11 protein-coding genes and 2 tRNA genes are annotated in these 13,808 nt (G+C 44.0%); 12 read left to right on the top strand and 1 reads right to left on the bottom strand.

Annotation, left to right across the window (positions count from 1 at the left end; all coding sequences use genetic code 11):
• The first annotated feature begins 27 nt into the window (after positions 1-27).
• Both BM329_RS06965 and BM329_RS06960 read left to right on the top strand, forming a co-directional pair.
• Positions 28-102, top strand: a tRNA-Gln gene (locus tag BM329_RS06965).
• A gap of 85 nt (positions 103-187) precedes the next feature.
• Positions 188-262 (top strand) — tRNA-Gln (locus tag BM329_RS06960).
• 198 nt (positions 263-460) lie between these two features.
• Here BM329_RS06960 and ubiF read toward each other — a convergent pair.
• Positions 461-1,648 (bottom strand): 3-demethoxyubiquinol 3-hydroxylase, encoded by a 1,188-nt coding sequence (gene ubiF / locus BM329_RS06950; RefSeq protein WP_092550935.1) that lies wholly within the window; start codon positions 1,646-1,648, stop codon positions 461-463.
• 220 nt (positions 1,649-1,868) lie between these two features.
• Here ubiF and miaB point away from each other — a divergent pair, with 220 nt between their 5' ends.
• From miaB to leuS, 10 genes are all read left to right on the top strand, one after another.
• The gene (miaB, locus tag BM329_RS06945) at positions 1,869-3,299 is read left to right on the top strand and encodes a tRNA (N6-isopentenyl adenosine(37)-C2)-methylthiotransferase MiaB (RefSeq protein WP_092550814.1); all 1,431 of its coding nucleotides are present in this window, start codon (positions 1,869-1,871) and stop codon (positions 3,297-3,299) included.
• Positions 3,300-3,392: 93 nt separating this feature from the next.
• Positions 3,393-4,370, top strand: a complete 978-nt coding sequence (locus tag BM329_RS06940; RefSeq protein WP_092550932.1) for a PhoH family protein — start codon at positions 3,393-3,395, stop codon at positions 4,368-4,370.
• Positions 4,367-4,834 carry an rRNA maturation RNase YbeY gene (gene ybeY / locus BM329_RS06935; protein WP_092550811.1) on the top strand — a complete coding sequence of 156 codons (468 nt, stop codon included), beginning with the start codon at positions 4,367-4,369 and terminating at the stop codon, positions 4,832-4,834. The genes BM329_RS06940 and ybeY overlap by 4 nt, the downstream gene beginning before the upstream one ends.
• A gap of 71 nt (positions 4,835-4,905) precedes the next feature.
• Positions 4,906-5,784: a CNNM family magnesium/cobalt transport protein CorC gene (corC, locus tag BM329_RS06930; protein ID WP_092550808.1), complete on the top strand. Its 879-nt coding sequence runs from the start codon at positions 4,906-4,908 to the stop codon at positions 5,782-5,784.
• Between the two features lie 10 nt (positions 5,785-5,794).
• Positions 5,795-7,324, top strand: a complete 1,530-nt coding sequence (gene lnt, locus BM329_RS06925; RefSeq protein WP_092550805.1) for an apolipoprotein N-acyltransferase — start codon at positions 5,795-5,797, stop codon at positions 7,322-7,324.
• Between the two features lie 494 nt (positions 7,325-7,818).
• A complete protein-coding gene (locus BM329_RS06920) occupies positions 7,819-8,706 on the top strand; it encodes a glutamate/aspartate ABC transporter substrate-binding protein (protein WP_143101217.1) in 888 nt (295 codons plus the stop codon).
• A 153-nt stretch (positions 8,707-8,859) separates the two neighbouring features.
• Positions 8,860-9,621, top strand: a complete 762-nt coding sequence (locus BM329_RS06915) for an amino acid ABC transporter permease (protein ID WP_092550799.1) — start codon at positions 8,860-8,862, stop codon at positions 9,619-9,621.
• Positions 9,608-10,282, top strand: coding sequence for a glutamate/aspartate ABC transporter permease GltK (gltK, locus tag BM329_RS06910; RefSeq protein ID WP_092550796.1), 675 nt, complete (start codon positions 9,608-9,610; stop codon positions 10,280-10,282). Before BM329_RS06915 ends, gltK begins: the two co-directional genes overlap by 14 nt.
• Positions 10,282-11,007 (top strand): amino acid ABC transporter ATP-binding protein, encoded by a 726-nt coding sequence (locus BM329_RS06905; protein ID WP_092550793.1) that lies wholly within the window; start codon positions 10,282-10,284, stop codon positions 11,005-11,007. The genes gltK and BM329_RS06905 overlap by 1 nt, the downstream gene beginning before the upstream one ends.
• Positions 11,008-11,207: 200 nt before the next feature.
• Positions 11,208-13,790 carry a leucine--tRNA ligase gene (gene leuS / locus BM329_RS06900; RefSeq protein ID WP_092550790.1) on the top strand — a complete coding sequence of 861 codons (2,583 nt, stop codon included), beginning with the start codon at positions 11,208-11,210 and terminating at the stop codon, positions 13,788-13,790.
• Positions 13,791-13,808 lie beyond the last annotated feature (18 nt).

Raw genomic sequence — 13,808 nt, 5'->3', positions numbered from 1 at the left:
TTTTAAGTTTTAGTATGTTGTTTCAGGTGGGGTATCGCCAAGCGGTAAGGCACCAGGTTTTGATCCTGGCATACCCTGGTTCGAATCCAGGTACCCCAGCCATTCTTAAGTGAAACAGTTGATTTAAAAAATATGTTACTGGGTTAAAAATCTAAGCATAATAAAGATTGTAGTGATGACACTCAGATGGGGTATCGCCAAGCGGTAAGGCACCAGGTTTTGATCCTGGCATGCCCTGGTTCGAATCCAGGTACCCCAGCCATAAAAGATCTCTGCTCAATCATCTATCTTTTTTATCGTTGTTTCTGTCGCTAATTTCAAGTTTCCTGTCAAACACAAGGTAAACTTTTATCGAAGCTTTTCCCTGTTTTAAAAACCCCCAAATGCAACGTGGATGAGCTTGCACATCATGGCTCCGATTATTAACTTTGGCGTCTTTCCGACCGGGAGGAAATATCAATCACAATCCCAATGCATATTTCAGTGCGTAATTTTTTATTGAACCTGAACGCTGAGCCGCCATCAATACTAAATTACGCACTGTTTTCAATCCTGGTAGATCACTGCTGAATGTAGTATGAAAGAGATCCATTCCCGCTTGCATCACCAAATTATCCGGCATCCTGCGGCGTTGATAACGCATCAAAACTGCCAATGAATCCCACTCTTCCAGCAATTCCTTAGCCTTAGTCAGTTCCTTAAGCAAAACATCAACGTCCCGATATCCCAAATTCACTCCCTGCCCTGCTAGTGGATTAATGGTATGAGCCGCATCACCCAATAAGACCAATCCTTCTTGAACATAATGGCTGGCATGATGACGGGACAGAGGAAATGAACCTGCTGCAATTGGTATGACTTTACCCAAACGGCTGGGAAATGCCTGAAAAATTTCTAGCTCAAGCTGTGCCATTGTCATTGATTGCAATTGGCGAATACGCGATGGAGAATCGTACCAAACCAATGAAGCCCATTGATCAAACAATGGCAAAAAAGCTCTGGGACCAGAAGGAAAAAACTGCTGCCATGTTATATCTTGTTGAGGTTGCGCAGTTTTGACAGTTATCAGCATACATGACTGACGATATTGCCATCCCCTGCTGCCAATGCCTGCGAATTGACGAACCTGAGAACGGGCACCATCGGCACCAATAATCAGACGAGTACCAATTTCCGTTCCATCCGCCAATGCCACCAGCCATGATTTAGTTTCATGCTGGCGCTGCATCGATTTCAGGGTGGTGGGACAAAACAATGTCAGGTTTGGATAACGCTCAAACTCCTGCCACAATGCCAATTGCAAGATCCGGTTTTCCACCATGTGACCCAATTCTGGCAACCCCAGGTTCTTAGCCTCAAAAATAACATTGGAATCATTTTGTTCCCACGTTTCCAGCTTCCGATAAAGAGCACTGCGAATGTTCAATACATTTTCCCATGCCCCCACTTGCTTCAATAAATCCACGGAAGTACAGCTAATTGCAGATACACGAATATCAGGCTCACTGCCAGCAATATAAGGTTCCGGTGGCTGATGTTCCAATAATGCAACTCGCCACCCTTCCTGCGCTAATCCCAATGCAGTTGCGGCACCAATCATGCCCGCCCCCACGACAACGATATCGAATTTTTGTTGTGGATTATTCATATTCATCACGTTATTAACTTATTGATTAAAGCAGTGTACCGGAATTTTCCCTTTCTGGCTGTGAATATCCAGTGTTACAGTCTGGTCACTGGTATCTCAAATGACTACAATAGCCAACAAAATTATGCTAAATACACTGTGTGCAATAAATACACTATGTGCAATACATTGCGCTTTTCAGTGTTGAAGCATCATTCCACTGGAAACACCGGAACATAAAATGTCGACGATAAAAAAACTGTATATTAAAACCTGGGGCTGTCAGATGAACGAATACGATTCATCCAAGATGGCCGACCTACTGGAAACCACTCACGGTTATCAGTTAACCAATGTCGCCGAAGAAGCAGATATCTTACTCCTGAATACTTGTTCAATCCGTGAAAAGGCGCAGGAAAAAGTCTTTCACCAGCTTGGTCGCTGGAAAGGTCTGAAAGACAAAAATCCTGAAGTCATTATAGGTGTTGGTGGCTGCGTAGCCTCTCAGGAAGGGGATTTTATTCGTCAGCGCGCACCTAGCGTCGATATTATCTTTGGGCCGCAAACCCTGCACCGTCTGCCTGAAATGATTAATCATGTTAAAGGCACTCGCAGCCCCGTTGTTGATATCAGCTTCCCGGAAATCGAAAAATTTGACCGTCTGCCGGAACCTCGTGCTGAAGGCCCGAGCGCATTCGTCTCCATCATGGAAGGCTGCAATAAATACTGCACATTCTGCGTTGTTCCTTACACGCGCGGGGAAGAAGTCAGCCGTCCTTCTGATGATATCCTGTTTGAAATTGCCCAGCTTGCGGCACAAGGAGTACGTGAAGTTAACTTGCTCGGTCAAAACGTAAATGCCTACCGAGGCGCGACGTTTGATGGTGATATCTGCACATTTGCAGAACTGCTGCGTTTGGTTGCAGCCATTGATGGTATCGACCGTGTCCGTTTCACCACCAGCCATCCGATTGAGTTTACTGACGATATCATCTCTGTTTATGAAGATACACCGGAATTGGTAAGTTACCTGCATTTACCTGTCCAGAGTGGTTCTGACCGCATTCTGACGTTGATGAAGCGTGCCCATACTGCGCTGGAATACAAAGGAATCATTCGCCGTCTGCGCAAGGCTCGTCCTGATATTCTCATCAGTTCTGACTTCATCATCGGTTTCCCGGGAGAAACACAGGATGATTTCGAAAAAACGATGAAGCTGATTGCTGACGTTAATTTCGACATGAGTTTTAGCTTTGTCTACTCAGCACGTCCGGGAACACCTGCCGCTGATTTGCCGGATGATGTAAGTGAAGAAGAGAAAAAACAGCGCCTATACTTGTTACAACAACGTATTAATCAACAAGCCATGAGCTTCAGCCGCGCAATGCACGGCAGCACACAGCGTATTCTGGTTGAAGGGCCATCCCGTAAAAATATCATGGAACTTTCTGGTCGTACTGAAAATAACCGTGTGGTTAATTTTGAAGGTACACCTGACATGATTGGCAAATTCGTTGATGTCGAAATTGTTGATGTATACGCCAACTCTCTGCGTGGTCAAGTCATTCGAACTGAAGATGAAATGGATCTACGTGTTCACGAATCCCCTGAATCAGTCATTGCCCGTACTCGTAAGGAAGATGAACTCGGCGTCGGCCTTTACCAGCCTTAATAGTCCCTAATATAGAGATAATCAGTGACACAAATAAACCCACAAACAACAACACAAGAAATCTTTCTGGACCCCTTAGACAATCAACGTTTGATGAGTCTGTGCGGACCGCTTGATGATAACCTGAAACAAATTGAGCGTCGTTTGAGCATCGGAATTAACCGTCGTGACAATCGCTTCAAACTGGTAGGTAAGCCTTTGTGCATTAGTGCGGCAACCGAAATTCTGCGTCACCTTTACGTCGAAACCGCTCCTGTGCGTGGCGTGATACCTGATCTTGAGCCTGAGCAGGTTCATTTGGCTATCACCGAAAGCCGCATACTGGAGCAAGTAGCAGAAAGCGTATCTGAATATGGCAAGGCCGTGAATATCAAAACCAAACGGGGGGTTATTAAACCCCGTACTCCCAATCAGGCGCAGTATATTTCCAACATCCTGACTCATGATATTACGTTCGGAGTCGGGCCTGCGGGAACAGGGAAAACCTATCTGGCCGTTGCTGCTGCGGTTGATGCACTGGAACGTCAGGAAATCCGTCGTATTTTGCTGACACGGCCTGCGGTTGAAGCCGGTGAAAAATTGGGTTTCTTGCCGGGCGATCTGAGCCAGAAAGTCGATCCTTATCTACGCCCGCTTTATGATGCGCTGTTCGAAATGCTGGGATTTGAAAAAGTTGAGAAACTGATCGAAAGAAATGTTATTGAAGTAGCTCCACTGGCTTATATGCGTGGACGCACCCTGAATGATGCCTTTATTATTCTCGACGAAAGCCAGAATACCACCATCGAACAGATGAAAATGTTCCTGACACGTATTGGCTTTAATTCTAAAGCTGTCATTACGGGAGACGTAACTCAGATTGACTTGCCAAGGGGGCAAAAATCAGGCTTAAGCCACGCAGTAGAAGTTTTGTCTGATGTTGATGAACTGAGCTTTAACTTCTTGCATAGCGAAGATGTTGTCCGCCATCCAGTGGTTGCAAAAGTTGTTATCGCTTATGAAGCATGGGAAGCAACAGAGCAGAAGCGCAAACAAGCGCTAAATGAAAAGCGCAGACGGGAAGCACAATGAGTTCAGTCATATTAGATTTGCAAATTGCATGTGAAAATCCAGAAGGGCTTCCAGAAGAAGCCCTGTTCCAGCGCTGGCTGGAAGGTGTTTTGCCACAATTTCAGACGGAAAGTGAAGTCACAATCCGTTTGGTTGATGAGGCAGAAAGCCACGATCTAAACCTCACTTATCGTGGGAAAGATAAACCAACCAATGTGTTATCCTTCCCATTTGAAGCACCACCTGAAATTGAATTACCGTTACTGGGTGATTTAATTATCTGCCGGCAGGTTGTTGAAAAAGAGGCAGAAGAGCAACAAAAAACTGTCGAAGAACACTGGGCACATATGGTCGTTCACGGCAGCCTCCATCTTCTGGGATATGATCATATCGAAGATAATGAAGCTCAGGAAATGGAGTCTCTGGAAACAGAAATTCTAAAAATAATGGGTTATCCTGATCCTTATCTGACGGAAAAAGAATAACCATTGACAGCATTTTTATGTTAAATATTACAATCTACGATTTTATTAATGGGAATTTTCATTAAAACGCCATGAGCGACGACCATCCTTCAAGTAACGATAGCCCTGGCCCTAAGAAAGGCTTCTTTGCGCTTCTTAATCAGCTTTTTCACGGCGAACCGAAAAACCGTGATGATTTGGTTGAGCTGATCCGTGATTCTGAACAGAACGACCTGATCGATCCTGACACCCGAGAAATGCTCGAAGGAGTAATGGATATTGCTGACCAACGCGTGCGTGACATTATGATCCCACGCTCACAGATCGTTACCTTAAAAAGCAATCAATCTCTGGACGAATGTCTGGATGTTATTATTGATTCGGCACACTCACGCTTTCCTGTGATCAGTGAAGATAAAGATCACATCGAAGGTATATTAATGGCGAAAGATCTGCTGCCGTTTATGCGTACGAATGCAGAACCTTTCAGCATTGATAAAGTACTTCGTCAAGCTGTTGTAGTGCCAGAGAGTAAACGTGTTGACCGTCTACTAAAAGAATTCCGTTCTCAACGCTATCATATGGCGATTGTGATTGATGAATTTGGCGGTGTTTCCGGCTTGGTCACAATAGAGGATATCCTTGAACTGATTGTGGGTGAAATAGAAGACGAATACGATGATGATGATGATAACGATATTCGTGCTCTCAACCGCCATTCCTATTCAGTGCGAGCATTAACTCAAATTGAGGATTTCAACGACGTTTTCGCAACCAATTTCAGCGATGAAGAGGTTGATACTATTGGAGGGTTAGTTATGCAGGCATTTGGTCATCTGCCTTCCCGTGGAGAATCCATCACCATCAATGGCTATCTTTTCAAAGTAGCAATGTCTGATAGCCGTAAAATCATTCAGGTTCATGTAAAAATACCGGATGATGCTGAAGTTCCTGGCATTGACAAACAATAATAGGATCTAGATGAACAAAGTCTCATTACTGAGTTACCAGCGGCTACGTGTTTTGCTGGCACTTTTATTCGGAGCCAGTGGAACGCTGGCTTTTTCACCTTTTGATTTCTGGCCTGCTGCACTTATTTCTCTTTTTGGTCTGCAAATCCTTACCTTAAACAGAACCACCCGTCAGGCTTTCTTTATTGGCTTATGCTGGGGGCTTGGTTTATTTGGCAGTGGAGCAAACTGGGTTTATGTCAGCATCGCCAACTTTGGTGGAATGCCGACAGCCATTAATATCTTTTTGGTGATCCTGTTATCTGTTTATCTTGCCCTTTATCCCGCCTTATTCGCAGGTATTCTGAATCGGTTTTTTCCGGCTTCCAGCGGCATCAGGCTTATTATTGCCAGCCCGGCAATATGGCAGTTAACAGAATTCTTACGTGGTTGGGTATTAACTGGATTTCCGTGGTTACAGTTCGGATACAGCCAGATTGACGGTCCAATGAAAGCTGTTGCCCCTATTCTGGGTGTGGAAGGCATTACTTTCATACTTATGATGATAAGTGGGCTGCTGGTTTTTGCTGCCGTTTACAAAAAGCTATCATCAGCCATCATTGCCACTATCCTATTGCTGTTAGCATGGCCAATGAGAGACTATCAGTGGTATACCCTACAGCCGGAAAAAGCCACCGATATCGCTCTGATTCAAGGCAATATTCCCCAGGAAATAAAATGGGACCCCGCTGTACTTGAAAAAACGCTAGATACTTATCTAGATAATAGTCGACCTTTTCTTGGCAAGGCACCTATCATCATCTGGCCGGAATCAGCGATTCCTGATTACGAATACAACCAGAAAGATTTCCTCATCAAATTGGATACCTTACTGAGACAGCACAATACCAGTCTGATTACTGGTGTTGTTGATGCCCGAGCAACTCTGGAAGGTTATAAATTCTATAACAGTATTATTGTATTAGGAGATAAAACTCCTTACCAATATCCAGCCTCTACCCGTTACGACAAACATCATCTTGTACCGTTTGGCGAGTTTGTTCCGCTGGAATCAATATTGCGTCCATTAGCCCCTTTATTCAATTTGCCGATGTCCTCCTTTAGCCGTGGTAATTATATTCAACCCCAGCTTTCTGTTGCCGGACATAATATTACTGCGGCTATTTGCTATGAAATTATTTTGGGTGAACAAGTGCGTGATAACTTCAAATCTGACACAGAATTTTTACTGACTGTTTCTAATGACGCCTGGTTCGGACGTTCCATTGGCCCTTGGCAACACTTCCAAATGGCCAGAATGCGCTCTCTTGAACTAGGTCGCCCCCTGCTAAGAGGAACGAATAACGGTGTTACAGCGGTAGTCAATCCTGATGGCTCCATTCAGGCTGAAATTCCACAATTTACCCGGCAGGTGCTGGAAGCCAAAGTCATTCCCGCCACAGGCGTAACGCCTTATTTCCGTATTGGTAATGGGCCAGTATGGGGAACTACGGTATTGTTTCTCGTCTTTGCTTTTATAAAAAAACGCCGCAAAACTTAATTTTCTCTATTGACCTTAGCGAATATCTCTAAAAGAAATCAGAGTATATTATTAATACCCTGATTTTATATGCTTTTTATGTAATTCAAGCAAAAAAACCACAGATAATTCCAACAAATCCCCCTCTAAATTATTACATTTAAATTCCGTGAAAAATAAAAATAACGGGATATAAAATCACAAAAACAAACAAAATTAAAAGAAGAAACCAAATGGAACAAAATGTGAACAAGATTCAATATTATTCGATTTTTACTATGCATAAGTTAAATTGTTTATTTATAGTGCGAGGTAGGTCGCGAAACTGAAACATTACAGTTTCAAAAAAACAACATTATGAATTACTTTTTTACAGTATATAAACAAAACAATTTAGAACAACGTTCCTACTAAAACGTTCCTGCTAAATAGTTTTATGCATAAACGTAGAAACACAACTATCTGTAAGAAAACCCGATTTTGTAAAAAATCATTAAATTATAAAGGAGTTGTATATGCGTAAGTTGATGTTAACTATAATGTTGCTTAGCGCGGTAGGTGCTACCCATGCTGAGGCGTTAACTGGAACACTGAAAAAAATTAAAGATAATGGCATTATCGTTGTTGGGCACAGAGAATCTTCCATTCCATTTTCTTACTACGATAATCAGCAAAATGTCGTTGGTTACTCTCAAGATTATTCCAACTTGATTGTCGATGCCGTGAAGAAAAAACTGGATATGCCTAACCTGCAAGTCAAACTGATCCCCATTACTTCCCAGAATCGCATCCCTCTGCTGCAAAACGGTATATTTGATTTTGAATGCGGTTCTACTACTAATAACCTTGAAAGACAAAAACAAGCGGCATTCTCCAATACAATTTTTTCCGTTGGTACTCGCCTGTTGACCAACAAAGATCTAGATGTTAAAGGGTTTGACGATCTGGCCGGAAAAAATGTCGTTGTAACTTCTGGCACCACTTCTGAAATTCTGTTGAATAAACTCAATGATGAAAAGCAGATGAAAATGCGCATCATCAGTGCAAAAGATCATGGTGATTCATTCCGTACACTAGAATCAGGCCGTGCTGTTGCGTTTATGATGGATGATGCGCTACTCGCGGGTGAACGTGCAAAAGCGAAAAAACCAGATCAGTGGATCATTGTCGGCAAACCACAATCAGAAGAAGCCTATGGTTGTATGCTGCGTAAAAATGATCCTCAATTTAAAAAGCTGATAGATGATGTCATTGCGAAAGCACAAACCTCCGGTGAAGCAGAAAAAATGTTTAATCGTTGGTTCAAAGAACCGATTCCACCCAAAAATCTGAACATGAACTTCTCCATATCTGATGAAATGAAGGCGTTGTTTAAGTCTCCAAATGATAAGGCGTTGAATTAACGAACTAACTGAGAGATCCCGATTTTATTGGCGCGACGGGTATGAGGTAGTCGTTCCCTACCTCATTTTTTAGCTCATTTTTTGACTCCATAAATTACAACGAATAGATCGTTTTTAGGCATTACAGCCAACCCCACTTCAGGGAGCACGATTATGTCTGTTGATTGGAATTGGGGCATCTTCTTACAAGCTGCCCCTTTTGGTAATACCACCTATCTGGGGTGGCTTATTTCTGGATTGCAGGTAACGCTTACTCTTTCTATCTGTGCTTGGATCATTGCATTTATTGTCGGATCACTATTTGGTATCCTCCGCACCGTCCCGAATAAATTCCTTTCCGGGATTGGAACCTGTTATGTTGAGTTATTTCGCAACGTCCCTCTTATTGTCCAGTTTTTTACGTGGTATCTGGTAGTACCCGAATTTCTGCCCCAAAATTTGAGTAATTGGTTCAAAATGGAATTAGATCCCAATATTCAATTTTTTATTTCTTCTGTCATTTGTCTGGGATTATTTACGGCCGCTCGTGTATGTGAGCAGGTTCGAGCCGCAATTCAGTCTCTCCCAAGAGGTCAGCGGGCCGCAGGACTGGCAGTGGGTTTGACCTTGCCACAAACCTACCGTTATGTTCTGTTGCCAAACGCCTATCGAGTGATAATTCCTCCAATGACTTCGGAAATGCTCAATCTGGTAAAAAACTCTGCCATTGCTTCTACAATCGGGTTAGTTGATATGGCAGCTCAGGCTGGTAAGTTACTGGACTATTCCGCTCATGCCTATGAGTCATTTACAGCGATCACACTGGCTTACGTAGGTATCAACCTCGTTATCATGCTGCTCATGAGTATACTTGAGAAAAAAGTGCGTTTACCGGGCAATATGGGGGGGGGGACGATAAAAAATGTATCAGTTTGACTGGAGTTCGATTATTCCCAGCCTGCCCTTTCTCCTCAATGGGTTGGTGATCACACTTAAAATCACCGGAATTGCGGTTATCGTTGGCATTCTATGGGGAACTATTCTGGCGATGATGCGTCTCTCATCCATCAAAGCTCTGAGTTGGTTTGCTGCCCTGTATGTTAACCTTTTCCGTTCAATTCCGTTGGTGATGGTACTGTTATGGTTTTATCTGATTGTGCCTAACTTATTACAAGATGTTCTGGGCATATCGCCGAAAAACGATATTCGTTTGATTTCTGCAATGGTAGCTTTCTCGCTCTTTGAAGCTGCTTATTATTCAGAGATTATTCGGGCGGGTATTCAGAGCATTTCCTGTGGGCAATCTTCTGCGGCGCTGGCACTGGGGATGACGCATCTGCAAAACATGCGTCTGGTTATTCTGCCGCAAGCATTCCGAGCGATGACCCCATTACTATTAACGCAAGGCATTGTATTATTTCAAGATACTTCTTTAGTATATGTGCTGAGTCTGGCGGATTTTTTCCGTACAGCAACGAATATTGGTGAACGAGACGGTACTCAGGTTGAAATGGTTCTGTTTGCCGGCATTGTTTATTTTGTGTTTAGTTTTGCCGCTTCCATGCTGGTTAACTATTTGAAGAAAAGGACTGTGTGATGATTTCCCTGAAAAATGTATCCAAATGGTATGGCCAATTTCAGGTTCTTACTGACTGCTCGACTGAAGTCAAAAAAGGCGAAGTAGTCGTAGTCTGTGGGCCTTCTGGCTCTGGCAAATCCACATTAATAAAAACGATCAATGGCCTTGAACCTGTCCAGCAAGGTGAAATTCTGGTAAACAGCACGAAAGTCAATGACACTAAAACCAACTTAGCCCAATTACGTTCTAAAGTGGGTATGGTATTTCAACACTTTGAACTATTCCCTCACTTATCCATCATTGAAAACCTGACATTGGCTCAGGTTAAGGTGTTAAAACGCGATAAGAAAGCGGCTACCGAAAAAGCCTTAAAATTGTTGGATCGCGTTGGATTATGTAGCCATGCCAATAAGTTCCCGGCCCAACTTTCCGGTGGTCAACAACAGCGGGTTGCTATCGCCCGGGCACTCTGCATGGATCCGATTGCCATGTTGTTTGATGAGCCGACTTCAGCACTCGATCCTGAAATGATCAATGAAGTGCTGGATGTCATGGTTGAGCTGGCAAATGAAGGCATGACCATGATGGTCGTAACCCATGAAATGGGATTTGCCAAAAAAGTGGCACACCGTGTTATTTTCATGGATGAAGGCAAAATTGTCGAAGACAGCAAGAAAGAAGATTTCTTCGCTAACCCTAAATCAGAACGCGCCCGTGATTTTCTGGCGAAAATTTTGCACTGATCTTTTCCTGTCGGCGGATGGCAACAGCTACCGCCGATTTTAAATTTCCCCTCAAAAATAAGTCATTTTCAGCATTCCTCCTTTAACAAGAGTTGTTGCATCTATCCCTTATCAGCTATGCTATGGAATCTCAGATTTCATAAACAAACCATACACTCTAAAGTGTAGCTTTATATACTCACCACAGGATTATCGGTGCCATGCAAGAACAATATCGTCCAGAAGACATAGAGCAACAAGTCCAGCTTCATTGGCAAGAGAAGCAAACATTCAAAGTGACAGAAGACAATAACAAAGAAAAATACTATTGCCTGTCCATGCTACCTTATCCTTCTGGCCGACTACACATGGGCCATGTTCGTAATTACACCATTGGTGATGTGATTTCCCGCTATCAGCGCATGCTGGGCAAAAACGTGCTACAACCTATCGGTTGGGATGCATTCGGCCTGCCGGCAGAAGGGGCTGCGATCAAGAATAATACCGCTCCGGCTCCATGGACTTATTCCAACATTGATTACATGAAAAACCAGCTGAAAATGCTGGGTTTTGGTTATGACTGGGATCGTGAAGTCACAACTTGTACGCCAGAATATTATCGCTGGGAACAGTGGTTCTTCACCAAGCTGTACGAAAAAGGCTTAGTGTACAAGAAAACTTCCGCCGTTAACTGGTGCCCGCATGATATGACTGTTCTGGCAAATGAGCAGGTGATTGACGGCTGCTGCTGGCGTTGTGATAGTCAGGTTGAGCGTAAAGAGATCCCACAGTGGTTCATCAAGATCACTGCCTACGCAGAGGAGCTGCTGAACGATCTGGATAAGCTGGAAGATTGGCCTGAGCAAGTTAAAATCATGCAGCGTAACTGGATTGGGCGCTCTGAAGGTGTTGAAATCACGTTTGATGTTGCTGACAGTCAGGAAAAACTCACTGTTTACACTACCCGTCCAGATACCTTTATGGGGGCGACCTATGTTGCTGTCGCTGCGGGCCATCCTCTGGCTAAACAAGCCTCTGAAAATAACCCAAAACTGACTGAGTTCATCGATGAGTGCCGCAATACCAAAGTTGCTGAAGCTGATATGGCAACAATGGAGAAAAAAGGCATGTCAACCGGCATGTTTGCCATCCATCCATTGACCAACGAAAAAATCGCTATCTGGGTTGCTAACTTTGTTCTGATGGAATACGGAACCGGCGCTGTTATGGCGGTTCCCGCCCATGATCAGCGCGACTGGGAATTTGCTACCAAATATAATCTGCCAATGAAAGCCGTTATTCTGGACAATGAAGGCAATGAGCCAAATATTCAGGATGCAGCAGCGACAGACAAGAATGCCTTGGTTAATTCTTTAGAATTCAGCGGCTTGAGCAACGAAGACGGCTTCAATGCCATCGCGGACAAACTGGTTTTGATGGGTGTTGGCCAACGCAAAATCAATTATCGCCTGCGTGACTGGGGTGTTTCTCGCCAACGTTACTGGGGTGCACCAATTCCGATGGCGACACTGGAAGATGGCACTGTTGTTCCTGTCCCAGAAGATCAACTGCCGGTGATCCTGCCAGAAGATGTTGTGATGAATGGTATCACCAGCCCAATCAAAGCCGATCCAGAATGGGCAAAAACAACCATCAATGGTCAACCTGCACTGCGTGAAACGGATACCTTTGATACCTTTATGGAATCTTCATGGTATTACGCACGCTATACCTGCCCAGATTATGATAAAGGTATGCTGGATCCGGCTGCGGCTAACTACTGGCTGCCAGTAGATCAATACATCGGCGGCATTGAACACGCCATCATGCATCTGATGTATTTCCGTTTCTTCCACAAGCTGATGCGCGATTCCGGCATGGTCAATTCCGATGAACCGGCCAAACACCTGCTGTGTCAAGGTATGGTTCTGGCTGATGCCTTCTACTACACAGGTAACAGCGGAGAAAAAGTCTGGGTATCCCCAGCTGACACCATTGTTGAGCGTGATGAGAAAAGCCGTATCGTAAAAGCGACAGATAAAGAAGGCCATGAACTGGTTTACACCGGCATGAGTAAAATGTCGAAGTCCAAAAATAACGGTATCGACCCGCAGGTTATGGTTGATAAATACGGTGCTGACACCGTTCGTCTGTTCATGATGTTTGCTGCTCCACCAGAATTAACTCTGGAATGGCAAGAATCTGGCGTAGAAGGGGCTAACCGCTTCCTGAAGCGCGTTTGGCGTCTGGTTCACGAGCACAGCAACAAAGGGTCAACCCAGCCTCTGGATGCCAGCAACCTGACCACTGAGCAGAAAGATCTGCGCCGTGATCTGCACAAAACTATTGCAAAAGTTACCGATGACATTGGTCGCCGCCAGGCATTCAATACTGCCGTTGCCGCTATCATGGAATTGATGAACAAATTGACTCGTGCACCACAGGAAACTGAGCAAGATCGGGCGCTAATGCAAGAAGCATTGACCGCCGTTGTACGCATGCTTTCACCAATCACTCCACACGCTTGTTTCGTCATGTGGAAAGCGCTGGGTAACGAAAACGATATTGATATTGCACAATGGCCACAATCAGATGAACAAGCCATGGTAGACAATATTAAACTGGTAATCATCCAGATTAACGGTAAAGTTCGTGGTCGTATTACTGTACCAGCAGATGCAACAAAAGAGTTCGTTCAAGAAATGGCGACACAGGAATATAGCGTGACGAAATATCTTGAAGGTGTCAGCATTCGTAAAGTCATTTATGTTCCAGGTAAGTTACTGAATCTGGTCGTTGGTTGATAACAGGAGACCATGTTT

The organism is Xenorhabdus koppenhoeferi, assembly GCF_900116635.1.
Classification (GTDB): domain Bacteria; phylum Pseudomonadota; class Gammaproteobacteria; order Enterobacterales; family Enterobacteriaceae; genus Xenorhabdus; species Xenorhabdus koppenhoeferi.
This window is presented reverse-complemented; position numbering and strand designations above follow the sequence as displayed.

Excerpts from the sequence above, each read along its gene's own strand:
- corC (WP_092550808.1), top strand. The coding sequence starts at position 4,906 with ATGAGCGACGACCATCCTTCAAGTAACGATAGCCCTGGCCCTAAGAAA.
- miaB (WP_092550814.1), top strand. The coding sequence starts at position 1,869 with ATGTCGACGATAAAAAAACTGTATATTAAAACCTGGGGCTGTCAGATG.
- leuS (WP_092550790.1), top strand. The coding sequence starts at position 11,208 with ATGCAAGAACAATATCGTCCAGAAGACATAGAGCAACAAGTCCAGCTT.
- gltK (WP_092550796.1), top strand. The coding sequence starts at position 9,608 with ATGTATCAGTTTGACTGGAGTTCGATTATTCCCAGCCTGCCCTTTCTC.
- ybeY (WP_092550811.1), top strand. The coding sequence starts at position 4,367 with ATGAGTTCAGTCATATTAGATTTGCAAATTGCATGTGAAAATCCAGAA.
- BM329_RS06915 (WP_092550799.1), top strand. The coding sequence starts at position 8,860 with ATGTCTGTTGATTGGAATTGGGGCATCTTCTTACAAGCTGCCCCTTTT.
- lnt (WP_092550805.1), top strand. The coding sequence starts at position 5,795 with ATGAACAAAGTCTCATTACTGAGTTACCAGCGGCTACGTGTTTTGCTG.
- ubiF (WP_092550935.1), bottom strand. The coding sequence starts at position 1,648 with ATGAATAATCCACAACAAAAATTCGATATCGTTGTCGTGGGGGCGGGC.
- BM329_RS06940 (WP_092550932.1), top strand. The coding sequence starts at position 3,393 with ATGAGTCTGTGCGGACCGCTTGATGATAACCTGAAACAAATTGAGCGT.
- BM329_RS06920 (WP_143101217.1), top strand. The coding sequence starts at position 7,819 with ATGCGTAAGTTGATGTTAACTATAATGTTGCTTAGCGCGGTAGGTGCT.
- BM329_RS06905 (WP_092550793.1), top strand. The coding sequence starts at position 10,282 with ATGATTTCCCTGAAAAATGTATCCAAATGGTATGGCCAATTTCAGGTT.